This window comes from Phaeobacter sp. G2 (genome assembly GCA_025163595.1).
Lineage (GTDB): Bacteria > Pseudomonadota > Alphaproteobacteria > Rhodobacterales > Rhodobacteraceae > Pseudophaeobacter.
Genome location: CP104106.1, coordinates 54,654 through 78,321 on the forward strand (window position 1 = coordinate 54,654; position 23,668 = coordinate 78,321).

20 protein-coding genes and 1 pseudogene are annotated in these 23,668 nt (G+C 61.4%); 14 read left to right on the forward strand and 7 right to left on the reverse strand.

Going from position 1 to position 23,668, the window contains the following annotated elements; translation table 11 throughout:
• Positions 1-3: 3 nt before the first annotated feature.
• The 6 genes from N1037_23190 to N1037_23215 are packed head-to-tail and all read right to left on the reverse strand — an operon-like array spanning position 4 to position 5,971.
• Positions 4-885: a branched-chain amino acid ABC transporter permease gene (locus N1037_23190; GenBank protein UWS82036.1), complete on the reverse strand. Its 882-nt coding sequence runs from the start codon at positions 883-885 to the stop codon at positions 4-6.
• Entirely contained in the window at positions 882-1,997 is a 1,116-nt protein-coding gene (locus tag N1037_23195; protein UWS82037.1) for a CoA transferase, read from the reverse strand. Before N1037_23195 ends, N1037_23190 begins: the two co-directional genes overlap by 4 nt.
• Before the next feature lie 4 nt (positions 1,998-2,001).
• Positions 2,002-2,775: an SDR family NAD(P)-dependent oxidoreductase gene (locus tag N1037_23200; protein UWS82038.1), complete on the reverse strand. Its 774-nt coding sequence runs from the start codon at positions 2,773-2,775 to the stop codon at positions 2,002-2,004.
• 11 nt (positions 2,776-2,786) lie between these two features.
• The gene (locus N1037_23205) at positions 2,787-3,923 is read right to left on the reverse strand and encodes an acyl-CoA/acyl-ACP dehydrogenase (protein ID UWS82039.1); all 1,137 of its coding nucleotides are present in this window, start codon (positions 3,921-3,923) and stop codon (positions 2,787-2,789) included.
• A gap of 9 nt (positions 3,924-3,932) precedes the next feature.
• Positions 3,933-5,171, reverse strand: a complete 1,239-nt coding sequence (locus tag N1037_23210) for a thiolase family protein (protein ID UWS82040.1) — start codon at positions 5,169-5,171, stop codon at positions 3,933-3,935.
• An 11-nt stretch (positions 5,172-5,182) separates the two neighbouring features.
• Complete coding sequence (locus tag N1037_23215) at positions 5,183-5,971, reverse strand: enoyl-CoA hydratase/isomerase family protein (protein ID UWS82041.1); 789 nt, start codon at positions 5,969-5,971, stop codon at positions 5,183-5,185.
• 698 nt (positions 5,972-6,669) lie between these two features.
• Here N1037_23215 and N1037_23220 point away from each other — a divergent pair.
• The 4 genes and pseudogenes from N1037_23220 (at position 6,670) to N1037_23235 (ending at position 10,791) form a co-directional block, all read left to right on the forward strand.
• Positions 6,670-6,989, forward strand: a pseudogene (locus N1037_23220) (IS5/IS1182 family transposase).
• 459 nt (positions 6,990-7,448) lie between these two features.
• Positions 7,449-7,613: a hypothetical protein gene (locus N1037_23225; GenBank protein ID UWS82123.1), complete on the forward strand. Its 165-nt coding sequence runs from the start codon at positions 7,449-7,451 to the stop codon at positions 7,611-7,613.
• A gap of 86 nt (positions 7,614-7,699) precedes the next feature.
• Positions 7,700-9,145, forward strand: coding sequence for a coniferyl aldehyde dehydrogenase (locus N1037_23230; protein UWS82042.1), 1,446 nt, complete (start codon positions 7,700-7,702; stop codon positions 9,143-9,145).
• A 35-nt stretch (positions 9,146-9,180) separates the two neighbouring features.
• Positions 9,181-10,791: a GMC family oxidoreductase N-terminal domain-containing protein gene (locus tag N1037_23235; GenBank protein UWS82043.1), complete on the forward strand. Its 1,611-nt coding sequence runs from the start codon at positions 9,181-9,183 to the stop codon at positions 10,789-10,791.
• Positions 10,792-11,231: 440 nt separating this feature from the next.
• Here the strand turns inward: N1037_23235 and N1037_23240 are convergent, their stop codons facing one another.
• Complete coding sequence (locus N1037_23240; protein UWS82044.1) at positions 11,232-12,299, reverse strand: hypothetical protein; 1,068 nt, start codon at positions 12,297-12,299, stop codon at positions 11,232-11,234.
• Between the two features lie 299 nt (positions 12,300-12,598).
• Between N1037_23240 and N1037_23245 the strand changes: the two genes are divergently transcribed.
• The 10 genes from N1037_23245 to N1037_23290 all read left to right on the forward strand — a co-directional run bounded on the left by N1037_23245 (position 12,599) and on the right by N1037_23290 (position 23,550).
• Complete coding sequence (locus N1037_23245) at positions 12,599-14,776, forward strand: ParB N-terminal domain-containing protein (GenBank protein UWS82045.1); 2,178 nt, start codon at positions 12,599-12,601, stop codon at positions 14,774-14,776.
• A gap of 126 nt (positions 14,777-14,902) precedes the next feature.
• The gene (locus tag N1037_23250; GenBank protein ID UWS82046.1) at positions 14,903-15,283 is read left to right on the forward strand and encodes a DUF3768 domain-containing protein; all 381 of its coding nucleotides are present in this window, start codon (positions 14,903-14,905) and stop codon (positions 15,281-15,283) included.
• A gap of 116 nt (positions 15,284-15,399) precedes the next feature.
• Positions 15,400-15,696: a hypothetical protein gene (locus N1037_23255; protein ID UWS82047.1), complete on the forward strand. Its 297-nt coding sequence runs from the start codon at positions 15,400-15,402 to the stop codon at positions 15,694-15,696.
• A 79-nt stretch (positions 15,697-15,775) separates the two neighbouring features.
• Positions 15,776-16,159: a hypothetical protein gene (locus N1037_23260; protein UWS82048.1), complete on the forward strand. Its 384-nt coding sequence runs from the start codon at positions 15,776-15,778 to the stop codon at positions 16,157-16,159.
• 1 nt (position 16,160) lies between these two features.
• The gene (locus N1037_23265) at positions 16,161-16,637 is read left to right on the forward strand and encodes a hypothetical protein (GenBank protein ID UWS82049.1); all 477 of its coding nucleotides are present in this window, start codon (positions 16,161-16,163) and stop codon (positions 16,635-16,637) included.
• Positions 16,638-16,741: 104 nt separating this feature from the next.
• Complete coding sequence (locus tag N1037_23270; GenBank protein UWS82050.1) at positions 16,742-17,389, forward strand: hypothetical protein; 648 nt, start codon at positions 16,742-16,744, stop codon at positions 17,387-17,389.
• Between the two features lie 50 nt (positions 17,390-17,439).
• The gene (locus tag N1037_23275; protein UWS82051.1) at positions 17,440-17,691 is read left to right on the forward strand and encodes a type II toxin-antitoxin system ParD family antitoxin; all 252 of its coding nucleotides are present in this window, start codon (positions 17,440-17,442) and stop codon (positions 17,689-17,691) included.
• Positions 17,684-17,983 carry a type II toxin-antitoxin system RelE/ParE family toxin gene (locus N1037_23280; protein UWS82052.1) on the forward strand — a complete coding sequence of 100 codons (300 nt, stop codon included), beginning with the start codon at positions 17,684-17,686 and terminating at the stop codon, positions 17,981-17,983. The genes N1037_23275 and N1037_23280 overlap by 8 nt, the downstream gene beginning before the upstream one ends.
• Before the next feature lie 126 nt (positions 17,984-18,109).
• Entirely contained in the window at positions 18,110-22,507 is a 4,398-nt protein-coding gene (locus tag N1037_23285; protein ID UWS82053.1) for a strawberry notch family protein, read from the forward strand.
• On the forward strand, positions 22,504-23,550 hold the full coding sequence (locus tag N1037_23290; protein ID UWS82054.1) for a toprim domain-containing protein: 1,047 nt from the start codon (positions 22,504-22,506) through the stop codon (positions 23,548-23,550). The genes N1037_23285 and N1037_23290 overlap by 4 nt, the downstream gene beginning before the upstream one ends.
• The last annotated feature ends 118 nt before the right edge of the window (positions 23,551-23,668 follow it).

Here is a 23,668-nt window from a genome sequence, read left to right on the forward strand (position 1 = left end):
AGCCTATACCTTCTTTGCGTAGATTTGTGCCAGCAGCCCTTCGGGCCGGATCAGCAGCACGACGAACATGATCAGATAGGCGCCGATGCCCTTGAACGTCGGGAACATGATGTCGAAGAACGGCTCGGTCACGCCGATCAGCAAACAGCCCAGAACGGCGCCGGGGATCGATCCGAACCCGCCGACAATGGCGCCGGCAAAGGCTTTGAAGCCGACAAATCCCATCTGCGTCGAGACCAGCGTGACCGGGCCCAGGAGCAGGCCGGCGATGGCGCCGAAGATTGCGGACATGGCCCAGATGGACGAGGTCAGGCGCTTGACGGGGATGCCCATGTAAAAGGCCGCCAATTGGTTCAGGGACAAGGCCTGCATCGCCACGCCTTGGCGGGCATAGCGGAAGAAGGCGTAAAGCCCGCTGGCCACGATGGCGGTTACCAGGATCGCCAGAACGCTGGACCAGCCAATGATGACCGACCCAAGCGTCAGATTGCCCTCAACCGGGGCAGGCAGCGAATAGTTGCCAAAGCCCCATACAATCCCGGCCACGGCGCGCAGTGCAATTCCCAGCGCCAGCGTCAGGATAAAAACGGTGAACACCGGCTGCCCGGTGAGCCGCCGCACAACAAGCGCGTCGACCCCGTAACCGAACCCGCCCATGAACACGAGCGTCAGCAAGGCCCCCAGCCAATAAGGCAACCCCCAAAGCACGATGAACTGATAGCCTACAAAGGCCCCCAGCATCATGAACTCGCCCTGGGCGAAGTTCACCTGCTCGGTAGCCTTGTAGACCAGCACCAGGCCGATGGCGATCAGGCTGTAGAGACAGCCCTGTGACAGGCCGACCAGCAAAAGCTGTATGGCGTCGGCGAAACTCAGACCGGTCATATGGCGGCCCTCCAATGCTCTAGGATTTCGTTCATTTCGACGAAACCGGCGTCACCGGTTGTCGGAATGTCTGGCGGGGTTTGTGAGAATCGGGGGGCCGGGGCGGGCATTTCGATGCCGTCCACGGTGACAAAGCTCTCGCGTGCCCGGTTGTGCTGGTGTGTGGCAGCTTCGGCCAGTGGCACCACCGGCGCAAAGCAGGCATCGCTGCCTTCCAGCACCTCGCACCATTCGGCCTGTGTCCGGGTCAGGAACAGTTCGGTCAGGGCCTCGCGCATGGCCGGCTGCGCCTCGGGCGCATATTGGTCGGCAAAACGCGGATCATCGCTCAGCCCGGTCAGGCGCAGGAATTCGGTAAAGAACTGTGGCTCGACACAGCCGATGGATATGAACTTTCCGTCGGCGGTTTCGTAACAACGATACCACGCCACCCCGCCATTGATGAAATCGCCAGCGCGCTCGCCGCTCCAGGCCCCACCGGCCGCCAGCCCGTGTTGCATGGTCATCAAGAGGTTGACCCCATCGCACATGGCCGCGTCGACCACCTGACCCTCGCCGGTTGCGCGCGCATGGGTCAGGGCCGCGAGGATGCCGACATTCAGCATCATCGCGCCACCACCCTGATCGGCAATCAGGTTCATTGGCGCGGGCGGGGGCCGGTCGGCCTCGCCCAGCCCATGAACCGCGCCCGTGATCGCGGCATAGTTCAGATCATGCCCGGCAGCCTGTGCCAGCGGCCCGGTCTGTCCCCATCCGGTCATGCGGCCATAGACCAGCGCCGGATTGCGTGCCAGAACCGCCTCTGGAGCGAATCCGAGTTTCTCCATCTTGCCGGGGCGGAAGCCCTCGATCAGAATCTCGGCCCGCTCGATCAGCCCCCAGAGCTTTTCAGCATCATTTGCCTGCCGCAGATCGAGCACCAGACTGCGCCGCGAGCGATTGAACAGGTTGTGTTTCTCATCGATCGGCAAGGGGAAAGCCTGACCGGGGCGCGTGATCCGCACCACTTCGGCGCCCATGTCGGCCAGATGCATGGCCGCAAAGGGCGCAGGCCCGATCCCGGCCATTTCGATGACCCGAACACCTTTGAGGGGACCGTTGCGTGTCAGCATCTCGTCACCTCGCCCGCAGCCGCGTGGCGGCATCCAGACGCAGGGTCGCGCCGTTCATGTAGCTGTTTTCGATCAGAAAAGCGCAGGCATGGGCGAATTCTTCCATCCGGCCCACCCGCTTGGGGGCCTCGACGCTTTCTTCGAGCGAGGCGACGACCTCATCTCCGAGGCTCATCACCATCGGTGTGCCAAACAGTCCCGGCGCGATGGCGTTGATACGGATGCCTTTCGGCCCCAGCTCGCGCGCGGCAGGCAGGTTGAGCCCTATCACACCGGCCTTGGACGAGGCATAGGCAGTCTGCCCGATCTGGCCTTCATAGGCCGCCCCGGACGAGATGTTGACGATCACGCCACGCTCTTCCCCGTCTTCGGGCGGGTTTTCCAGCATCCGCGCGGCGGCCTGGCTCATCACGTTGAACGTGCCCACAAGGTTGATCTCGACCGTGCGGCGAAAGGCATCGAGAGACGCAGGTGCGCCCTCGCGGTCGACCACCTTCATCGGGCTGACCACACCGGCACAGTTGATGGCGACATGCAGCGCGCCAAAGCGGTCGACCACAGCCGAGATGGCCTCGGACACGTGCTCGTCGCTGGTCACATCCACCTGCCGGAACATGGCCCGGTCCGCGCCCAAACGGTCGGCCAGCGCGGTGCCCTGTTCCATGTCGCGGTCGAACATGGCCACCTGTGCACCCAGCCCGTGCAGGTATTCTGCCGTCGCAGCACCAAGTCCCGAGGCCCCGCCGGTCACGATAATGGTCTTGCCTTCTATCTTCATGACCTGGGCCCCTATTTGAACGCCGCCACACCGGTCAGGGACCGGGCGATCAGCAGTTTCTGAATCTCTGTGGTCCCGTCCGGGATCGGCCCGATGATGGCTTCGCGGGCCAGGCGTTCGACGATGAACTCGCGGGTCACGCCGTTGCCGCCATGGATCTGCACCGCCTGCCGCGTGGCGTTCACCGCGATCTCGGTGCCGTACCACTTGGCCATGGCGCATTCCGTGTCGCAGCGTTCATCGCGGTCGATCATGCCGGCGGCACGATGGGTCAGCAGGCGCGCGGCGTCGATCTCGGTTGCCATGGTGGCGATCTTGTCGGCAATCATCTGATGCCCGGCGATCTGCTTGCCATGCTGGTTGCGCTCTTGCGCGTAACGGATCGATTCCTCAAGCGCCCGGCGCGCCAGCGCGATGCCCCACATCGCCATATGCACCCGCGCGCGTTCGAACACGACCAGCGTCTGCTGCAACCCGCGCCCTTCGGCGCCGATGGTGTTCTCAACGGGCACCCGCACCTCATCGAGGAAGACCTGCGAGGTCGACTGTGCATTGAGGCCGATCTTGGGGATGTCGCGGGTTTCGAACCCGTGTTCCTTGCGGTCGACCAGGATATGCGTCAACCCCTCGCCGGTGTTGCAGGTGCAGATCAGGAAATCGGCGAAACGCCCGTTCGAAATCCAGGTCTTTTCGCCCGAAATCACCCAATCGCCGCCATCCTTGCGGGCGCGTGTCTTGACCGCCGCCACGTCCGAGCCGACACCCGGCTCAGAGATGCCGATGGCCACGGATGTCTCACCCGCCAGAAGCTGTGGGATATAGCGCGCGCGTTGTTCATCGGTTCCAAGGCGAAGCAAAAGGTCGGCGCCCACCACGTTGATTAGGATCGGCAACGCAATGTCCATCGCCGTGACGCCGACCTCTTCGAATAGCATCAGGTGCGTGGACCAATCGAGCCCCATGCCACCCGCCTCTTCGGGATGGGGGGCCGAGGTCAGGCCGAATTCGGACAGTTGCGTGAGGAACCCCTGGATCACCTCTTTTTCAAACGGCGCATCCTTGACCTTCAGGTATTCCGGTTCGATCTGGTCATCGAGGAAGCGACGCAGCATGTCGCAGGCCATTGTCTGTTCTTCGGTCTTGAACATCTCGCTCTCCTATCGTGCCAGAATCAGGACCGAGGCCACGGCCTCTTCGATCCCGATCAGCCCACCACCGTTCTCTGCAATTGCCACCTTTGCCCCTTCGACCTGGCGCGTGCCGCATTCGCCGCGCAGCTGGCTGACAAGCTCATAGACCTGCCCCAGACCGGTGGCGCCGATCGGGTGGCCCTTGCACTCCAGCCCACCCGACGGGTTGACCGGCACACGCCCGCCAATCGTGGTCTCGCCACGTTCGGAGGCTGCCGCGCCCTCACCAAAGGGAAAAAGACCAAGGTTTTCGATCTGGATCAGCTCGCCCACAGCAGTGGCGTCATGCACCTCGGCGACCGAGACGTCCTCGGGCCCAAGCCCGGCCTTCTCATAGGCGCGCCGGGCCGCCTTAGCGGTCAGATGGTTTTCAAAGTCGTCGCCATCCCGGTCCGAACCGGTCTGGATCACGCTGGCACGCAACTCGATGGCGCGGTCTCGGGAAATGCCGTGGCGCTTCATGCCCGCTTCGGTCATCAGCACCGCCGCAGCACCGCCATCGCTCATCGGGGCGCACATCGGCAGGGTCAGCGGATAGGTGATCGGCGGCGCGCCCAGCACGTCGCCAACAGTGTAGGGATCGCGGAACTGCGCCTTGTCGTTTTCCACCGAATGCATGTGGTTCTTGGCCGCGATGGCCGCGAATTGCGCCTGTGTCGTCCCAAAGAGGCGCATATGCGCGCGGGCAAAGGCGGCGTAGACGGCCATGAAAACGGAATAGGGTTTTTCGGACTCGCTGCCTTCCTGCAGATCGATCCCATGTCCCAGCGCCAGCAGTTGTTTTTCATTCTCCTCGGCAGTCGCCAGTTCCCAGCCCGAGTCGAAGAAGCTGAACATCTTGGCTTTATCACCAGTCCACATCTTCTCGGCCCCGACGGCCAGCGCCACATCGCCTTCGCCTGCCTTCAGAAACTGCGCCGCCAGGTTCAGGGCGGTCGATCCGCTGGCGCAGGCGTTTTCGACGTTCACAACCGGAATGCTCTCGATTCCCATATCGCGCAGGGCGATCTGGCCCGGGATCATCAACTGGCCTTCCAGATGCCGCTGTGTGGCGTTCGAAAAATAGGCGGCTTCAACCGCACCGGCGGAAATCCCGGCATCAGCCAGGGCCCCGGTGACGGCCTCGCGGGACAGCGACTTCACGGTCGCCCCGTCCAGGCGTCCCATGCGCGTCATCGCCACGCCGGTTATGTAAACCTTGTCCATCTTGGTCCTCATCAGTTTCCGGCAAAGACCGGTTTGCGTTTCTCCGAAAACGCCGCCAGCCCTTCGGCAGCGTCGTTTGATGTCAGGTGGTCGCGCAGGACCGACAATTCCCAGGCCAGAGCTTCGGCTTGCGACATCTCGACGGACGCGTTGGCGACCGCTTTCATGCGCGACAGGACGAGCGGGCTTTTGTCGGCCAGGCTTTGAGCAAAGGCATCGAGGTGGGTCTCAAGCGCGTCATCGGCAACCACCTCTTGGACAAGCCCCATTCGCAACCAATCGCACGCCGGCAGACTGCGGCCGGAAAACAGCAGGTATTTTGCGTTCGGCAGGCCAATCAGAGAGGGAAGCACAGCGGCGCCACCGGCCCCCGGAAAGACCCCAAAATTGGCATGCGCATCGCCGATCTTCGCGCTTTCTGCGGCGATCAGAACGTCGCAGCACATGGCCAGTTCAAGTCCGCCGGCGACGGTCACCCCGTTCAGGCCACCAATGACAGGTTTGGGATAATTACGGAGCGTCTGAAAAACCTCGGCTACGGCATCGAGGAAATCACCGTCTTCCGACCGCTCCTGTGACAGACCCGCTTGCACCGCCTTGAGATCGGCACCGGCACAGAACGCCCGGCCGCTGCCGGTAAGCACCACAACTCGCAGCTTTTCGTCACGACGAATGTGCTCAAGCGCAGCCCCAAGCTCCAAGACCATGTCCCGCGAAAGAGCGTTCAACTCGGTGGGTCTGTTCAGGCGCAACCAGGCCGCCGATCCCCGCGTCTCCAAAATGACATTTACATGTTGCATTTTCATACCTTTATTTACTGACCAGTAAGTAATAATAAGCCTGCGCTGTCAACATCAAATTTCCTTATCTATTACAGCACCTTGGAAGAAACGCTCGAATGGGGGTTCATAAAACCTGTAAAAAACCGAGAATCAGAGTGACAGCTTTTTCGGGCGAGACTCGTTGTTCGCGAAGGAAATCTCACAGGAATTGCCCAAGGCCCAGGCTCGACGCGATCTTCCGCGTTGCCAGGCCAGAGGTCTTCAGCCCGAAGGCTTCGGCGATCTTCCGCATAGGCACCACCGAACAAATTCAGTCGGCTACACATCGCAGATTTCTGACAGGTCCCGCTCCCGACAGCGGCAACGAACGTAGGAACGGAGTTGTTCGGACTCTGGGCCTCAGCGCCGGGCTCAATGATAGCTTTGGTGATGTAGGCCTGATCGCACCGAAGACTATGCAGCACGCGATTAGGAATGCTGCGTTGGCAATAGCCAAAACCACACATGGCCCAGACGGCCTGCTCCCCGTTTGTCGAAGAAGTTTGCAGCGAAGGCGCTGCACGAAATCAAAACTTCTGGCATGGGCTGCTCGTAGGCTACCGCTTTGGCCTCTGGTCCGAGCGACGGCTTTGCGAAGAGGTTCATTTGAACCTTGCATACCGCTCGTTTCTTTAGGTGGGCATGTTTCGTCAACTCCATTTCTTGGGCCTTCTCTGGATCCCGCCAGCCAATAGACGGCTGCGCGGAAAGGCCCGGCTTTCTTTGCCTGTTCTGACAACTATCTGATCGACACGGATCATGGGATCATCGTGGATGTCGATGCTTGGCGGTTGATCCGGCAGGCAGAAGTGGGCGCAATATCAAGATGATCGACCGGACGTCAGAGCGGTTCGGCCTGAAGCCAGATTGGGTGGCAGCGGACTCGGCATACGGGTATTCTGAGAACCTTGTCTGGCTGGCGCTCAAGCGCAAAATACTGCCTTTCATCCCTGTCTTTGACCACTCAAAGCGAACGGATGGAACCCGGTTGCGCACACCGGGCTCATCCGGTCTGGCATTCCGATAACATCCGGTCAGTGATTCCGGTTTGATCCGGCCACGGATTCCGGGGCATCCGGTCACCCCGGACCCGGGCTGAGAGACGCCGCTGGGCGATCGTGCGGCGGGGTAGCCTTGTCTTCCGGCAGGAAGAGTTAAGAGCCCCAGAATGAACGATTGCCTATGCGGAAGATCGCCGAAGCCCTCGGGCTGAAGACCTCTGGCCTGGCAACGCGGAAGATCGCGTCGAGCCTGGGCCTTGGGCAATTCCTGTGAGATTTCCTTCGCGAACAACGAGTCTCGCCCGAAAAAGCTGTCACTCTGATTCTCGGTTTTTTACAGGTTTTATGAACCCCCATTCGAGCGTTTCTTCCAAGGTGCTGTAATAGATAAGGAAATTTGATGTTGACAGCGCAGGCTTATTATTACTTACTGGTCAGTAAGTAAAGGTATGAAAATGCAACATGTAAATGTCATTTTGGAGACGCGGGGATCGGCGGCCTGGTTGCGCCAGTGCGGCGCACGCCAGGTTGACGACGCAAACGTGGCAATTGCCGAAAATGGTGGTGGGTTGATCGGGATCGAAGGGGCTGTGGCCTCGATTCTGATTCTGGCGCGATAGGAGAGCAGGATGTTCAAGACCGAAGAACAGACAATGGCCTGCGATATGCTGCGCCGCTTCCTCGAAATTGATACAAAGGACTAACCATGAATTCCTATGCCACGCCTATCGTCCCTGACACCTCCATCGACGATCTCAAGGCGCTTTTCACCTGCCAGAAAGCCGCCTCCAATGCCAACCCCTACCCGTCCTACGAAGAACGGTGCGGCAATGTCGAAAAGCTGCTGAAACTGACCGAGAAACACAAGCACGACATTTGTAATGTCATCGACAAGGATTTCGGCAACCGCTCGGTGCGCGAAACCACGCTGAGCGATTTGTTCCTTGTCATCCAGGGCGCCAAACATGCCCGCCGTCACCTGCGCAAATGGATGCGCCCGCGCCGGGTGGGCACAAGCCTGCATTCGCTGCCGGCCACATGCAAGGTGGTGCCGCAGCCCCTAGGAGTGATCGGTAATATCGCTCCCTGGAACTATCCCTATGCCATCGCGCTTCTTCCGGCGGTGCATGCGCTGGCCGCAGGCAACCGTATGATGATCAAGCCCAGCGAGGTCACGGTACATACAACCGAACTTCTGGGCAATCTCGTTTCCGACAATTTTGACGAGGACCTGTTGGCCGTCGTCACCGGCGGGGCCGAGCTGGGCAATGCGTTTGCCGAACTGCCTTTTGACCACCTGATCTTTACGGGGTCCACCGCCGTGGGGCGCAAGATCGCCCAGGCCGCGGCACCCAACCTGACGCCTGTCACGCTGGAACTGGGGGGCAAGAGCCCCGCGATCATCGACCATTCCTATAATCCGGCCAAGGCGGTCAGCTCGATCCTGCGCGGCAAGGTGCTGAACTGTGGCCAGACCTGCATCGGAGTGGACTACGTCTTTGTGCCCACCGAAAAGCTTGATGGGTTCGTCGGGGATATGAAGAAGGGCTTTACCAAGTTCTTTCCCAACCTCGATGGCAACGTAGACTACACTACGATCGTTTCGGACCGCCATTACGACCGGCTGCGCAATCTGGTCACCGATGCCCGTGACAAGGGGGCAAAGGTGGTGACGGTCAACCCCGATGGTGGCGAGGGCAATACCAACAACCGGATTCTGCCGCTGAATATGGTGATTAACCCCAGCGACGACATGGCAGTGATGCAGGAGGAAGTGTTCGGCCCGGTTCTCTCAATCAAGACCTATGACAGCCTGGATGAGGTCACGGGCTATATCAACAGCCATGACCGTCCGTTGGCGCTCTATTGGTTTGGCCATGACCGCGCCCGTGAAAAACACATGCTGCAAAACACCTGGGCCGGGGGGATGTGCGTCAACGAAACCCTGTTCCACGTGTTCCAGGAAAAGTTGCCCTTCGGCGGCATTGGGGCCAGCGGCATGGGCACCCATACCGGCAAGGCTGGGTTTGACAGTTTCAGCGCCCACAAGCCGGTCTTCCGGCAGGCGCGGCTGAACTCGGCCAACCTTCTGAATCCGCCCTACAGCAGGCTCACCGACACGCTCTTGGCGGTCATGAAGAAAATCGTCTGACACAGACACAAAAAATGGTAACAGGGAGAGTAACAATGGCAGATTATGTAGTCATTGGTGGAGGATCTTCGGGAGGAGTGGTTGCCGCGCGGCTATCCGAGGATCCGAACACTACCGTCACGCTTCTCGAGGCAGGGGGTCCGGGTAACTCGAAATTCGTTTCGATTCCCGGCATGTTCGCCGGGCTGATCCAGAACTACAAAATCAACAAGCTGAACTGGCGCTTCAACACCACGCCGCAGAAAAATCTTAACAACCGCGCGCTTTATAACCCGCGCGGCAAGATGCTGGGCGGTTCGTCCGGCATGAACGGCATGGTCTATATCCGTGGCGAATCCGGCGACTATGACCGCTGGTCCGAACTCGGCAACGAAGGCTGGAGCTATGACGAGGTGCTGCCCTATTTCCGCAAGGCCGAAAACAACGAACGCGGTGCGGATGACTATCACGGCGACAGCGGTCCCTTGCATGTCAGCAACGGCGATGCCTCGTTTGATTTCTACAACGCCTTCCTCGCCTCGGGCGAGAAGCTGGAATACCCCAAGACCCCGGATTTTAACGGCGCCAATCGCGAAGGGCTGGGCATCTACCAGTTCACCACCAAGAACGGCGAACGCGCCTCGGTCAAGTTCTGCTATCTCGACCCGATCACGGACCGCAAGAACTTGGATATCCAGGTTAAGGCCACGGTGCGCCGGATCGTCATGGAAGACGGGCGCGCGGTGGCCGTCGAATACGACCAGGGCGGCGAAACCAAGCGGGTCGGGGTGAACAAGGAGGTCATCGTCAGCGGCGGGGCCTTCGGCTCGCCGCAAGTCCTGATGCTCTCGGGCATCGGACCCCGGGCCGAGTTGGAGAAACATGGCATCAAGGTGCAGCATGAATTGCCCGGCGTGGGCGAAAACCTGCATGACCACCCGGACGTGATGTTCGTGTTCAAATCTAAGAAACGCACCGGAATTTCCCTTGGCCCACTGGGCACGCTCAAGAACCTTGGTGCCTTCTACCAGTATTTCACCAGGCGCAAAGGTTGGCTCGCCAATCCGCCCACAGCGGCGGGTGGCTTCCTGCGGTCCGAGCCGGGTAAGAACAACCCGGATTTCCAACTTCACATGGTGCCGTTGCCCTATCGCAACCATGCCCATGACTACATGTCGATGATCAAGTGGGGCTTTACCATGATTGTCAATATCGGCCACCCGCGCAGCCGGGGGCGTTTGACGCTCAAGAACGCCAACCCGGGGTCCGAGCCCAATATCGACCTGAACCTGCTGGATCACGCCGATGACCTGAAGGACATGCGCAATGCCTTCAAGGTGACGCAGGACATCCTGCACGGCTCACCGCTGAAGGATATGATCGCCAAGCCGCTTTACCCAAAGCGTTATCTCAATACCGATGCCGAGATCGACGACTACCTGCGCGCCGAGGTCAACCATGCGTATCACCCGGTCGGCACCTGCAAGATGGGCCGCGACGACATGGCCGTGGTCGATGCGCGGCTCAAGGTCAAGGGACTGGCCAATGTGCGTGTCGCCGATGCCTCAATCATGCCCGAGATCATCAACGGCAACACCAATGCCACCTGTATCATGATCGGTGAAAAAGCCGCCGACATGATTAAGGAGGACGCAGCCGCAACCTGATCAATTCGCCCGCAAAGCCAAGGATGCCGAGCATCAGCAGAAGCTGAAGCGCTGGGCGTTGCTGGATACGGCCGCGCACGAGTTCACCACCAAGAGGTATTCGGAAACGTCAATTGGCGAATTGGCCGACCTGTTCGATGTTTCCAAGCCTGCCCTCTGTTACTATGTGAAGAACAAGGAAGACATCCTGCTGCAGTGCACAATCGAATCTCCTTCTCGAAGGTGCGCAATAAAGCAACCGAACTCGTCCGTCACGTCCTGCAAGCGGATTCCGTCATACCGCGAGGTCGCCATGTCAGCGACGCGCAACAGATTGGCAGCTTTTGAGAAAGTCCATTTGACAGCCTCGTATCCGGTTTGCATTTGTAGCAACATCGCGGCATGACAATCTCTGTCATGCTGGCACATTGAAATTAACCAGCACACCCGGGAATCGACTTTCAGTTTTCGAGAGTCCATATCCTGAAGCGCCCCTGCCCTGTCACCTCGCGGATCAAACCGCTTTCTTCCATCCACGCCAGATTGCGTTGAATGGCGGCGCGACTGGCTCCGGTCACGGATTCAGCCATTGGGGCAGAGACCAATGGCCACTGAGAGAAAGCTTTACGCAAGGCGACCGGCGTGCGACCCGACAAATGCGCCATGACGTTTTCTGCCCGACCCGTCCACGCTTCAATATCGTCAAGTGTTCGCATCGCCGTCAGAATTGCGCTGTTCATCCCATCCAACCAGCGTGCCAAGCGTTCGGTTGGCAAACCCGAGACACGCAGCCCCCCTGCCCCGCCCATAGCGAGCGGTGCGAAGATGGCGCCGCTTCCGTCGCTGGCCGCGACCCTGGACGCGGTGACGGCGGCTTCCATCTGGTCGCCGTGCTGTCCGAGGCCCGCCAGGCTCCAGAGATGAAAGCCCATGCAAGCCCGCGTGATTGGATGTAAGTCGCCCGCAGCCGCCATGACGTCCAGCCATCCGCCCGCGCGATCTTCGAAACGCTCAGCACTGTCTTCAATGTTCTCGGGATCGCGGCGATCCAGGAAGGCGGCCAAGTCACCGTTTGGTCCGGGACCGCCTGTCAGGCGTCGAACAGCCCATCCAACTCTTGCCAGGGCATTTGGGTCATCCTGTGCACCTGACAGCCGCATCGATATCCAGAGCGCCAGACGATCAGAACTCACCCGATCCCCTGCGAACCAGCTGAGGTCCGCCGCCTCGATAAGAGCGAGGCGATGCCGCCAGCCTTCCGGGCCACGCAGCAGCCGGTCATCCAGAGCTCCTAAGCGTCCAGCCACTTTTGCCAGTCGCGCAGCGTGAACGCCTTCTGCCTTTGCCCAGTCGTCGATGACAGCAGTGTCTGGCGGTTCTGCCCGTGGCCCGGGAAGCAAATCATCCGGTTCTTCCTCGAGTGGCCCAGGCAGAAACCAGAGATCCTCTTCGTGAGCCTCTTCATCCTCCTCGATTGTGATGAAGGGGTCATCGAAATCATCAGTCAAAGCGTATACTTGGGGCTTCATATGTGCAAAATACTAATCTTTTGGACATTACCCAAGTGATTTTGTGGCGGTTGCCGACGCTCTTTATATAGTACGCGCACGCGACTGCCGGTGGAACCTCTCAGATCGCGTTCAGCGCAAGGAAACCAAGGGTTTTTGGACGAGCACGACGAGAGAGCACTTACTTGCATTCGTTTACAAACGGTCGATTGCTGACGTGTTTCGCAATTGCAAAGAGCCAGAGAAAGGGAAGCCCGTGTGCCGGGCTTGAAAGGAAAGAGAGAGCCTCTTCCGGGTCCGGCGCGACAAGGATCCTGACCATGGCCAAGACCAAAACCACGACGCGTTCGAAACCCGCCACCTCAAAGAAAACCGAAACCGCCGGATCGGCTGCGCCTGACGGCGCCGCCGACATCCGGATGATCCCGCTCGACCAGCTGGAGCCGAGCCAACTCAACGTCCGCAAAGTCGCCGCGAGCGCTAGCGACGACGCCGAACTCCTCGCCAGCATCCGCGAGACAGGCATCAAACAGAACCTAGTGGTTCATGCGCTGTCAGAGACACGTTTTGCTGTTGACGCCGGTGGCCGTCGCCTCAAATCGCTGAAACAGCTGGCCGAGGACGGTGTGATCCCCGCAGACCACCCGGTGCCCTGCCTCGTCGAGGACGAACGCAACGCCATCCTCACCTCCGCCACAGAAAACCTTCAGCGCGCAGCCATGCATCCGGCGGACCAGTTCGAAGCTTTCGACAAGATGATTGGCGAAGGGCGCAGCGAGGACGAAATTGCGCTGAAATTCGGTGTCTCCGTCGACCTGGTACGCCGTCGGCTGAAACTCGCCCGTGTCGCGCCCGAAATCATCGAGCGATTTCGCGCGGGGGATCTGACCCTCGAATGCGTGATGGCGTTTACGCTGACCGACGACCACGATCGGCAACTGGCGGTCTGGAACGCGGTGAAGGGCGGCTATCACATCCACCCGCAAAGCATCAAACGCCAACTGACCGAGACCGCGCATTCTGCGAACTCGGCCTTGGGGCGTTTCGTCGGCATCGAAGCCTATGAGGCGGCGGGAGGCGTTCTGCTGCGCGACCTCTTCGACGATCGCGCCAGCGCCCATATGGAAAACCCTGAGCTCCTCGAGCGTCTCGCCATCGAGAAGCTGCAGGCCGCGGCCAAACCCTTTGAAGGGACATGGAAATGGGTCGAGGTGCATCTCTCTGTGGATTACGGGGCGTTTCGCAGTTTCGGGCGTGTCTATCCGCAGGATATCGAACCCGATCCCGATCTGCTCGCCGAGGAAGAGCATCTCATCGCCCGCGAAGAGGAATTGGCGGCGCAGAATGACGGCGAGGATTGGACCGACGCCGAGACCGAAGAATACTACGCCATCGAGCCGCGTTTGCGCGAGATCGAAGCCCTGCAGCGCGAGCGGCAACCTTTCGCGGACGCAGATCGCGCCATTGCGGGCGTGGTTCTGACCATCGGTCATGACGGTGCGCTACGTGTCGAGAAAGGCCTGGTGCGGCCAGAAGATATCCCTGCTGCGGCCATGCCGGACGAAGATAGTGCTGATGCGGGTGATGCCTCCTCCCCCGCCCGCCCACATGTGACGCCGCCGACGTCCTCCACGCCAGTGCCGACCTCTGACCCCGCGGCCACGTTGCGCAAGGCGGACGGCATTTCGGCGAGCCTGGCGGATGATCTGCGTGCCACGCGCCAGCACATCCTCAGGGCGCATCTGGCGGCTGATTTCGAGGTGGCCTTCGATGCGATGCTCTACGCGCTCTGCGAACAGGCTTTGGGGCGGTCCTACGGCAACGAGGCACTCGACATCTCGATCCGGCCCTTCCAGGCGCAAGACCGCGAAGTGCTGCACGCGGACACCGTCGCCCAAAAAATGCTCGAGGCGCTGGAACAAGACCTCGCCACGGACTGGATGAAGCTTCAGAAACCCGAGGACTTCCGGACGATGTCGGCGTTGCCCATTGCGGACAAGCAGGCGCTTTTCGCCTGGGCGACGGGTCTCGCGGTCAAACCCCAGCTTTCCTCCGACAATCGTCCTTCCCCGATCATCGAGGAGATCGGCGCGCGGCTCGATGTTGATGTGGCTGCCTGCTGGCGCCCGACTGCCCAAAACTACTGGGGTCGGGTCAACAAGGGGCATGCGGTGGCCACGGCGCGCAAGCTGATCGGTGACGACTACGCCGAGGATCGCAATCGCGAACGCAAGGGCGATATCGCGGCCGCGATGGAGCGGGCGTTCGCAGAAGCGGCGAGCGAGACGGAAGGTTTCGACGCCGCGACGGTTGCAAAGACGACGCGGTGGCTGCCCGACGGGATGGTGTTTGCCGGTGCGACGGAGGCTGGTGCCGACACGGCAGGCGCTGCGCCGGAGACCGAGGAGGGAGATCTGTCCGCCGAAGATTCTCTGAGCGACGCTGAGAGCAATGAACCGTCGTCCTTGCCCGCCTTCCTGAGCGAGGATGCGGCCTGACGCGGCGAAAACCGATCCGATCATGACCTAAGCCTTGGGCCGTCCTCGCGCAGAGGGCGGCCCTTTCCCGCTGACGGGTTTCACGCAGCCGGTGTCTGATCGGCTGGCCCGTCCCGGAGAATTCTCATGACCACCACACTCGATATCGATCCCGTCAAGGAAACCGAATTGATCGCCGGGCAAAATGATGCCTTTCGTCGCTCCATTCTCAGGACCACCCCCGTCGCCGATGCGCCGCAGGGCCAGTTTGTCATGACCCGTGGTGTTGCAGCACTAGGGCCGGACGCCCAGCTCGCTCTCACCCGCCGCGTCGCTTCGTTTGACGCGTTCAACGCTGACAGTGACCCCCATGGTTGGCACGAGATGGGGGTCATCGACTTCGACGGGACCACGACCTGGTTCAAGCTCGATTTGTACGACGTCGACTATCAATATGGCTCTCCCGAGCCATCCGATCCCGCGCAAACCCGCCGCGTCCTGACCCTGCTTCTGCCGTCAGAATACTGACGCCCCTCTTCTTCAACATCACCTCGGATCGCCCTTGCACAAAGGGCGGTCCTTTCGCGCTGGCGGGTTTCCATGGGGCGCGATGGTCGCGTTCCGCCCGCCGCAGGAGACCAGAGATGGCCAAGACACTCGACTATCAGATCACCCTCTATCCCGCGCACCGCGACGGCGCCTTCGTCGTCACACAGTTCCAGATGATGGCGAATTACCCGGAAAAGCGCATCCAGGCCGCGGGCATGGACGACCTGATCGACCAAGTGACGCAGTTCGCGATGGAGCATGGCGAGAGCTGCAGTGCCTCAGTGCGCTGCCTCGCCCCGCGCAAACCGCCGGGGTTCAAGCGCGCGACTGAGAATCTGTATTTCAACCTGGTTGACCGGACGGGTGACGAACGCGGCGACGCCGCGGCTTGAAGCCCCCCGCAGGAAACCTCCTGGGCGATCTGATGCAAAGGTCGCCCTCCCCTTCCCTCAATTCCAAAGGATCGAAGACATGACACAAGTGAATGATTTTTACGCGCAGATGCTGGAAGCCCAGAAACGCGCCGCCGAACAGAGGGTTGTGACCCGCGTGGCCCTTCTCTCCGAACTGCGTGCCGTCGGCGTGACGAAGATCGAGGTGCAATACGAAGGCTACGGCGATTCCGGCAATATCGAAGATGTCGTCGTGACGCCAGACACGATCTCTCTCTCAGAAGAGTTGCGCCGCCGGGTCGAAGATTTCGGCTGGGACTTCGCCTATGCGCTCAGCCCCGGGTTCGAGAACAACGAAGGTGGCTATGGCGAACTGACCTGGGTGCTCGCGACTGACAACATCGATGTCAGTCATTCGAACCGCTACATCGCGACCAATACCACCGAACATGAGGGGCTTTGATATGGCACATCCCCTCCACCACGCCGAAAGCTCGGCCCGAAAGTTCGGAGGTGTTCCAGATGATTACCAATATGTGCACGATTGGTTCGACTCATCTAAGGAACACCTCGCACTTTTCACCCACCGAGCACATCGGCACCACACGCTCGGGATCTTCGAAGCTGAGCGTTTGTTTGGGCGAAGCCTGACCAACAGCGCGGGCCGGGTCGTGCCGATCCGCTGGATCGGCGAACAACATGTGCGCGAAGACTGCCAAGGGCGCATCCCGTCGCTGGCCGACTGGCTTGGACGCATCCAACCGGAACCGTGGATGGCCAACGGCCGGATCGACAACGACCCGACGCAGATCGGCAGCGATCCGCGCGCGGTCTGGAGCCACGCGGTGGCAAATCACCAGACCATTCTCGGCTTCGAGGAATGGCTGCTGAAGGTCTCGGTCGAACACGTTCAGCACCGCCAGAACCGCGCCGCCGCCTGATCCGACGGGCGGCAACCTCACCAACCAACTCATCACAACCAGATCGACTCGCCTGCGCCCAATCGGCCTGGCGAGTCGATTTCGTTCCAAGAAAGGACATCGACATGCACGACCCTGTCTATGAGGAGGCCTATCACGGCCACACCATCAAGATTTTCCATGACCCCGATCCCGAAAGCCCACGGGAGTGGTCGAACCTCGGCACGCTGATCTGCTGGCATCGGAGATACCGGCTGGGCGAAAGCCACCATTTCGCAAGCCCCGAGTCGTTTCTGCGCGATCTCGCGGGTGTCTCGGATCAGTGTGATCTCTCAATGGACCAGTTGCGCGAGCGCGCCGAGCGCAAGGCGATCCTTCTGCCGGTGTTTCTCTATGACCATTCCGGCCTCGCGATGAACACCATCGGGTTCCACTGCCCGTGGGATTCCGGCCAGGCCGGTTACGTCTATGTGTTGCTTGAGGCGGTTCGGAAGGAGTTCGATGTGAAGCGCGTCACCAAGGCACTGCGGGAAAAGGCAGCCGACATCCTGCGCGCTGAAATCGTCAGCTACGACGCCTATCTTGGCGGGCGGGTCTATGGCTATGTCATCGAGCGTGACGGCGAGGAGCTCGACGCCTGCTGGGGCTTCTTCGGCGACTATGAGCTGGACTGCCTGTCCGAGGCACGAGCGTTTGTAGACCATCTCGTTTTACAGGCGAGATCCAGAGCCGTCGCCGCCGAAGAACTGGGCGCAAGCCCACCTCCGAGTTGAAATGCGTGAAGTACTCATATATGTTATTCATGCGTATTTCGGAGGTGAACATGGCAAGCACAAGCGTCACACTGGGCCCCCATTGGGACGAATTCATTGCCCTGATGTTGAAGGAAGGGCGCTACGGGTCAACCAGCGAGTTGATCCGCGCCTCCTTGCGCCTGATGGAAGAACAGGAAGGTCAGCGGGCGCGGCTTCGCGTTGCGTTGATGGAGGGCAAGCAATCCGGCGACGCTGGTCCGCTCGATATGGATGCGATCAAGCGCGAGGCGCGGAGCCGCTCCGGCGCTTCTGATGCGTGACATCCATCTCTCTGAAGCGGCTAAATCCGATCTCGTCGATATCTGGGTCGAGACAGACCGACAGTGGGGCGCGGCGCAGGCGGACCGCTATCTCGACGACATCGAGCGTGCCCTGAAGGGGCTGATCGCCAATCCTCAAATGGGGTCGGACTGCTCCGATCTCCTGCAGGGTGCGCGTAAACTGATCACGGGCCGGCACCTCGTGTTCTATGAGGTGGACCCGGACAGGATATTTGTGATCCGGATCCTGCATCAATCGATGGACGTGCCTCGCCATCTGCGGCCGTCCTGACGCAGGGCAAATTCGCACCAGGGCTTTGCCATGAAAGAGCGAGAGACAGGGCGGGAGGGGTGACCCCTCCCGGGTGCGAGAGTGCGCGCGGGGCCTGGGGCCAACCCTCAACTCCGGAGATTGCCGATGAACGCTCACCCCCATTCCGTCCCGCTTGCATGTCTTTCAGAGGCCCCTGCCCTGCCCGAGGCTGCAGGCGTTGCTCAAAACCTGATGCAGGCTGCAAATGCCCTCGTCCCTTTGTTCGAGGCTGGCAAACCCATTGACGCCGCCGCTGTTCGCGCCGTGATGGAGGAGGCCTTCGGTGCCAGCGACACGAGCGGCGCCTGGGTTTGGAAGGACGCCTACGAGGCCGTCGAGGTTGCGCAAATCCTGATGCTCGCGCGCTATGGCGCGCTGATGCAGCGCCAGGCGGCCTCGCCGCAGGCCTTCCTCACCATGATCGAGCGGCTGGCCAGTCTGGCGCCCTCGCACACACGGCGTTCTGAAGATAGCGTCCGCCTGCAACAATTTTCGACCCCCCTGCCCCTTGCGGCGATTGTCGCGCAGGCGGCGGGGTTTCGCGAGGGCGACCTGGTGCTCGAGCCATCCGCTGGCACCGGCATGCTGGCGATCTTCGCCCGGACTGCAGGCGCGCGGCTTGTTCTCAATGAGCTTGCGGAAACGCGCCGTGCCTTGCTGGAACAATTGTTTCCGGATGCTGTTGTCTCGGATCACGATGCCGCCTCGATCGACGACCGTCTCGACCGCGCAATCACGCCCTCGGTCATCGTGATGAACCCGCCGTTTTCGGCTGCGAACCATGTCGAAGGTCGGTTTCGGCAGGCGACCAGTCAGCATGTTCTGTCCGCGCTGGCACGTCTTGCTCCGGGTGGGCGGCTTGTCATCATCACGGGCGAGAGCTTTCGGCCCTCCACCAAGAGTTTCCAGCCGACGTTTCAACGCATAGGCCAGAGCGCAGACGTGGTGTTTTCCGCCGCGATCGACGGCAAGGTCTTCGCGCGGCATGGGACCACGATCGACACGCGGCTGACGGTAATCGACAAGCGCGCGGCGGGCGAACGCGAGACCGCACCTGTCGAAATCGAGGCCGTCTATCATCCCATCTGCGCAACCACGGGCGATCTTCTCTCCGCAGTGCTCACCCATTGTCCCGCGCGCCGCAACCCCCCGCCCTGCCCTACCAGCGCGGCATTGTCTGTGCCGAACCGCCAGTCCCGCACCAACCTGTACGCTCTGCGTAACGCCGCCCGCAAGGAAACCCGCGCCCGCGCCGAGGAGCGCGCCCGGCATCCCTTTGATGATGTCGTGACGGCCCCGCTCGACTACCTGCCGAAAGCCTGGAGCGTACCGGGCGTCGCGCTGCAGGACACGGTTTACGAGACCTATAATCTTCAGGCGATGCGGATCGGCGGCGCAGCGGAGCACCCGACAGCACTTGTCCAATCCGCAGCCATGGCGTCTGTCCCGCCGCCCGTGCCGACCTATCGCCCAGTCTTGCCGAAGTCCCTTGTCGCTGACGGCCTCCTCTCCGCTCCGCAGCTCGAAAGCGTGATCTACGCGGGCAATGCACACGAGGCGCACCTGAAAGGCTGGTTCAAGCGCGGGGAGATCGAGGGTCAGCTTATGGCCGCGGCGGAGGGTGACGAAGGTGCCTTCCGTCTGCGCAAGGGCTGGTTCCTGGGCGATGGCACCGGCTGCGGCAAGGGGCGGCAGGTGGCGGGCATCATTCTCGACAACTGGCTCAAAGGGCGCCGCCGGGCCGTTTGGGTCTCGAAGAGCGACAAGCTCATCGAAGATGCGCGGCGCGACTGGATGGCCCTCGGGGGGCGTGAAAGCGATATCGTGCCGCTCTCGAAATTCCGCCAAGGGAGCGACATCCGCCTGCCCGAAGGCATCCTCTTCGTCACCTACGCCACGCTGCGCTCCGCCGAGCGGGAAGGCAAAGCCTCCCGTCTCGACCAGGTGACGTCCTGGCTCGGCGCAGGGTTCGACGGGGTCATCGCTTTTGATGAAAGCCACGCCATGGCCAATGCTGCTGGCGAAAAGTCCGACCGCGGCGACAAGAAGGCCTCACAGCAGGGCCTCGCTGGCCTCGCACTGCAAAACGCTGTGCCTGATGCACGCGTCCTCTATGTCTCGGCCACCGGGGCCACGGTCGTCGGCAATCTCGCCTATGCCTCCCGCCTCGGGCTCTGGGGCACTGGCGATTTCCCCTTCGTGACACGTGCAGAGTTTGTCGCCGCGATGGAGGCCGGGGGTATTGCCGCCATGGAGATGATCTCGCGCGACCTGAAGGCGCTCGGGCTATATCTGGCACGCTCGCTCTCCTACGCCGGGGTCGAATACGAGATGCTGGTGCACGACCTGACGCCCCCTCAGATCGCGATCTACGACAGCTATGCCGATGCCTACCAGATCATCCACACCAATCTTGAGGCCGCGCTTCAGGCGTCTGGCATCTCCTCCGAGACCGGCACGCTGAACGCCCAGGCAAAATCCGCCGCGCGTTCGGCCTTCGAGAGCAACAAACAGCGCTTCTTCAACCATCTCATCACCGCCATGAAATGCCCCTCGCTTATCCGCGCGATCGAGGCGGATCTGGCGGCGGGGCATTCTGCAGTGATTCAGGTCGTCTCGACCAGCGAAGCGGTGATGGAACGCCGTCTCGAGGAGATTCCGGCCTCGGACTGGGACGATCTGCAGGTCGATTTTACACCGCGTGAAAACATCATGGACTACCTGATGCACAGCTTCCCGACGCAGCTTTTCGAGCCCTACACCGACGAGAACGGCGATCTGCGGTCGCGCCCCGCCCTCGATGCTGACGGCAATCCCATCATCTGCCGCGAAGCGGAGCGGCGGCGGGACGATCTGATCGAGCACTTGGGTGCCCTCGCCCCGGTGCAGGGCGCGCTCGACCAGATCCTCTGGCATTTTGGCGGCGATGCGGTGGCCGAGGTCACGGGGCGCAAGCGGCGCATCGTGAAAACGCGCGAAGGGCGGCTCAAGGTCGAGAACCGCCCCGCCTCCTCCAACCTCGGCGAGACTCAGGCCTTTATGGATGACGCCAAACGCATCCTGATCTTCTCAGATGCAGGTGGCACCGGGCGCAGCTATCACGCCGACCTTGGGGCAAAGAACCAGCGCCTCCGGGTGCATTACCTGCTCGAGCCCGGTTGGAAGGCCGACAATGCCATCCAGGGGCTCGGGCGCACCAATCGCACCAATCAGGTGCAGCCGCCGCTGTTCCGGCCGGTGGCCACCAATGTGAAAGGCGAGAAGCGGTTCCTCTCCACCATCGCGCGCCGCCTCGACACGCTCGGGGCGATCACCAAGGGGCAACGCGAGACCGGCGGTCAGAACATGTTTCGCGCCGAGGACAACCTCGAAAGCCCTTACGCACGCGCGGCGCGGCGCCAGTTCTTCTACAAGCTGCGCGCGGGCAAGATTGACGCCTGCTCCTACGCCAAATTCCAGGAGATGACCGGGCTGACGCTCGATGACGCGGACGGCACGATGAAGGAAACCCTGCCGCCGATCCAGCAGTTCCTGAACCGCTGCCTTGCTCTGAGGATTGACGTGCAAGACGCAATTTTCGAGGCCTTCGGCGGGTTCCTCTCGGCGATCATCGAAGACGCGCGGCAGGCGGGCACGCTGGATGTCGGCCTCGAGACCCTGCGCGCGGAGAAGTTCGAGATCGTCGATCGCAAGGTCATCTTCGAGCATGAGGCGACGGGGGCGACGGCCACTGCGCTGACCGTGGAGCGCACAGACCGCAACGATCCTCTCGCCCTGCCCCGGGTCAAATCGATCTGCGCAAACACAGAGGGCGCGACGCTCTGCTGGAACACGACCTCCAAACGCGCGGCGCTGATGGTGAAGGCGCCCGCCTTCATGGACGAAGACGGTGTGCCGATCCTGCGGGTGAAACTGCTGCGGCCCATGGGAACCGAGATCCTCGCGGCCAGCGAATTTTCGACCTCGCATTGGGAGGAGATTGATGACTCGATGTTCGAACATCTCTGGCAGACCGAAGTCGCCGCCGTGCCGGAGTTCACCACCTCGAAGATCACGCTGATCTGCGGGCTGCTCCTGCCGATCTGGGATCGGCTGCCCGCTGACAACATGCGCATCTATCGCCTGCAGACCGAGGATGGGGAACGCGCCATCGGCCGTCTGGTCAGCCAGGATCAGCTTCTCAATGTCTACGCGCGCCTCGGTCTCGATTGTCAGATCGAGATGGCACCGCAGGAGGTGTTCGGCGCGGTGATGGACGCAAAGACGACCCTCAGCTTGCTCGGCGGTTACCAGTTGCGCCGGTCGCTCGTGATGGGGCAGCCGAGATGTGAGCTGATCGGCGCGTCCGGTGCGGCCCTGCCCGGTTTGAAGGCTTTGGGCTGCTTCACCGAGGTGATCCAGTGGAAGACGCGGGTGTTCATCCCGGTGGACGGCATTGACGTGCTGGCGCGCGTGCTCGGCGAGCATCCGGTTGGCGCAAACGCTGCGAATGCCGCCGCATGAACGCGCGGCGCAGCATCGCAGACCTCTCGGCCGATCTGGCAGATCGGGCCGAGAGCTTCTGCCGCCAGTATTTCCCCGAGGGGCGCAAGCAGGGCAACTATTGGCAGGTTGGCGATACCTCGGGGGCCAAAGGTCAAAGCCTCGCCATCCGGCTGCAAGCTCAAGGTGGGCGCAAGGCCGGATCCTGGGCCGACTTTGCGACGGGGCAATATGGCGATCTGATAGACCTGCTGCAGGAACGGCTTGGTTCGGTCACGCTCAAGGAAACGCTGAGGGAGGCGCAGTCCTTTCTCGGCGAGGCCCCCTGCGCTGCCGTACCTCGTGAAACCCGAAAGGCTGAGCGCCCGGATGCAGCCTCCAGCAAACGCATCGCGCGGGCGCGGAAGCTCTTTGCCGCAGGCAAGCCGGTCCTCGGCACTCTGGCGGCCACCTATTTGCAGGGGCGCGGGATCTCGCGCTTCGGTCCAGCGCTCCGCTATCACCCGCAGGTCTTCCTGCGCCACGGCGAGGACGGGCCTGATCCGCCGCACAGAGCCCCTGCCCTGCTGGCGAAGATCACGGACAATCGGGGCCAGATCACTGGCTGCGCGCGCACCTATCTCGACCCCTCCACCGGCGGTCTGGCCGCGATCGAGAACCCGAAGCGGATCCTTGGGCAGCTTCATGGCCATGCCATCCGCTTCTGGTCTGGCACCGGGCGCACTGATCTCATCGTCGGCGAAGGTCTCGAGAACACCCTTTCGGTTGGCACGGCTCTGCTTGAGTTCGACCTCGCGTCTTGTCTCACCGCCACCCATCTCGGCCTCTTCATCCCGCCGCCGGGGATCAAGCGTATCTGGATCGCGCGGGACAATGATGAAGCAGGACGCAATGCATCAAAGAGATTGCGTAACCAACTGGAATCGCGAGGAATTGCCTGTGGTGATCTCGTGCCGGCAATGGGCGATTTCAACGACGATCTGCGGGCACTTGGCAAGGATGCGCTGCGCCGGTCCCTTTTAGAGGCCATGAAAGCGCAAGGTCTGGAGATTGGGGGCGGATGACCGCCTGCCTACCCATTGATGTCCGACAGGGCAAAGGTTCCGCCGGTTCGATCTGATCCCGTTTGGACAAGGGGAGCGATGGACCAGCGGGTCGGGGCTGAGTGCCCCTCGCCCGGGC

Bases quoted from the DNA above. Each gene is read 5' to 3' on its own strand.
- N1037_23190 (UWS82036.1), bottom strand. From the start codon at position 885: ATGACCGGTCTGAGTTTCGCCGACGCCATACAGCTTTTGCTGGTCGGC.
- N1037_23195 (UWS82037.1), bottom strand. From the start codon at position 1,997: ATGCTGACACGCAACGGTCCCCTCAAAGGTGTTCGGGTCATCGAAATG.
- N1037_23200 (UWS82038.1), bottom strand. From the start codon at position 2,775: ATGAAGATAGAAGGCAAGACCATTATCGTGACCGGCGGGGCCTCGGGA.
- N1037_23205 (UWS82039.1), bottom strand. From the start codon at position 3,923: ATGTTCAAGACCGAAGAACAGACAATGGCCTGCGACATGCTGCGTCGC.
- N1037_23210 (UWS82040.1), bottom strand. From the start codon at position 5,171: ATGGACAAGGTTTACATAACCGGCGTGGCGATGACGCGCATGGGACGC.
- N1037_23215 (UWS82041.1), bottom strand. From the start codon at position 5,971: ATGCAACATGTAAATGTCATTTTGGAGACGCGGGGATCGGCGGCCTGG.
- N1037_23225 (UWS82123.1), top strand. From the start codon at position 7,449: ATGCAACATGTAAATGTCATTTTGGAGACGCGGGGATCGGCGGCCTGG.
- N1037_23230 (UWS82042.1), top strand. From the start codon at position 7,700: ATGAATTCCTATGCCACGCCTATCGTCCCTGACACCTCCATCGACGAT.
- N1037_23235 (UWS82043.1), top strand. From the start codon at position 9,181: ATGGCAGATTATGTAGTCATTGGTGGAGGATCTTCGGGAGGAGTGGTT.
- N1037_23240 (UWS82044.1), bottom strand. From the start codon at position 12,299: ATGAAGCCCCAAGTATACGCTTTGACTGATGATTTCGATGACCCCTTC.
- N1037_23245 (UWS82045.1), top strand. From the start codon at position 12,599: ATGGCCAAGACCAAAACCACGACGCGTTCGAAACCCGCCACCTCAAAG.
- N1037_23250 (UWS82046.1), top strand. From the start codon at position 14,903: ATGACCACCACACTCGATATCGATCCCGTCAAGGAAACCGAATTGATC.
- N1037_23255 (UWS82047.1), top strand. From the start codon at position 15,400: ATGGCCAAGACACTCGACTATCAGATCACCCTCTATCCCGCGCACCGC.
- N1037_23260 (UWS82048.1), top strand. From the start codon at position 15,776: ATGACACAAGTGAATGATTTTTACGCGCAGATGCTGGAAGCCCAGAAA.
- N1037_23265 (UWS82049.1), top strand. From the start codon at position 16,161: ATGGCACATCCCCTCCACCACGCCGAAAGCTCGGCCCGAAAGTTCGGA.
- N1037_23270 (UWS82050.1), top strand. From the start codon at position 16,742: ATGCACGACCCTGTCTATGAGGAGGCCTATCACGGCCACACCATCAAG.
- N1037_23275 (UWS82051.1), top strand. From the start codon at position 17,440: ATGGCAAGCACAAGCGTCACACTGGGCCCCCATTGGGACGAATTCATT.
- N1037_23280 (UWS82052.1), top strand. From the start codon at position 17,684: ATGCGTGACATCCATCTCTCTGAAGCGGCTAAATCCGATCTCGTCGAT.
- N1037_23285 (UWS82053.1), top strand. From the start codon at position 18,110: ATGAACGCTCACCCCCATTCCGTCCCGCTTGCATGTCTTTCAGAGGCC.
- N1037_23290 (UWS82054.1), top strand. From the start codon at position 22,504: ATGAACGCGCGGCGCAGCATCGCAGACCTCTCGGCCGATCTGGCAGAT.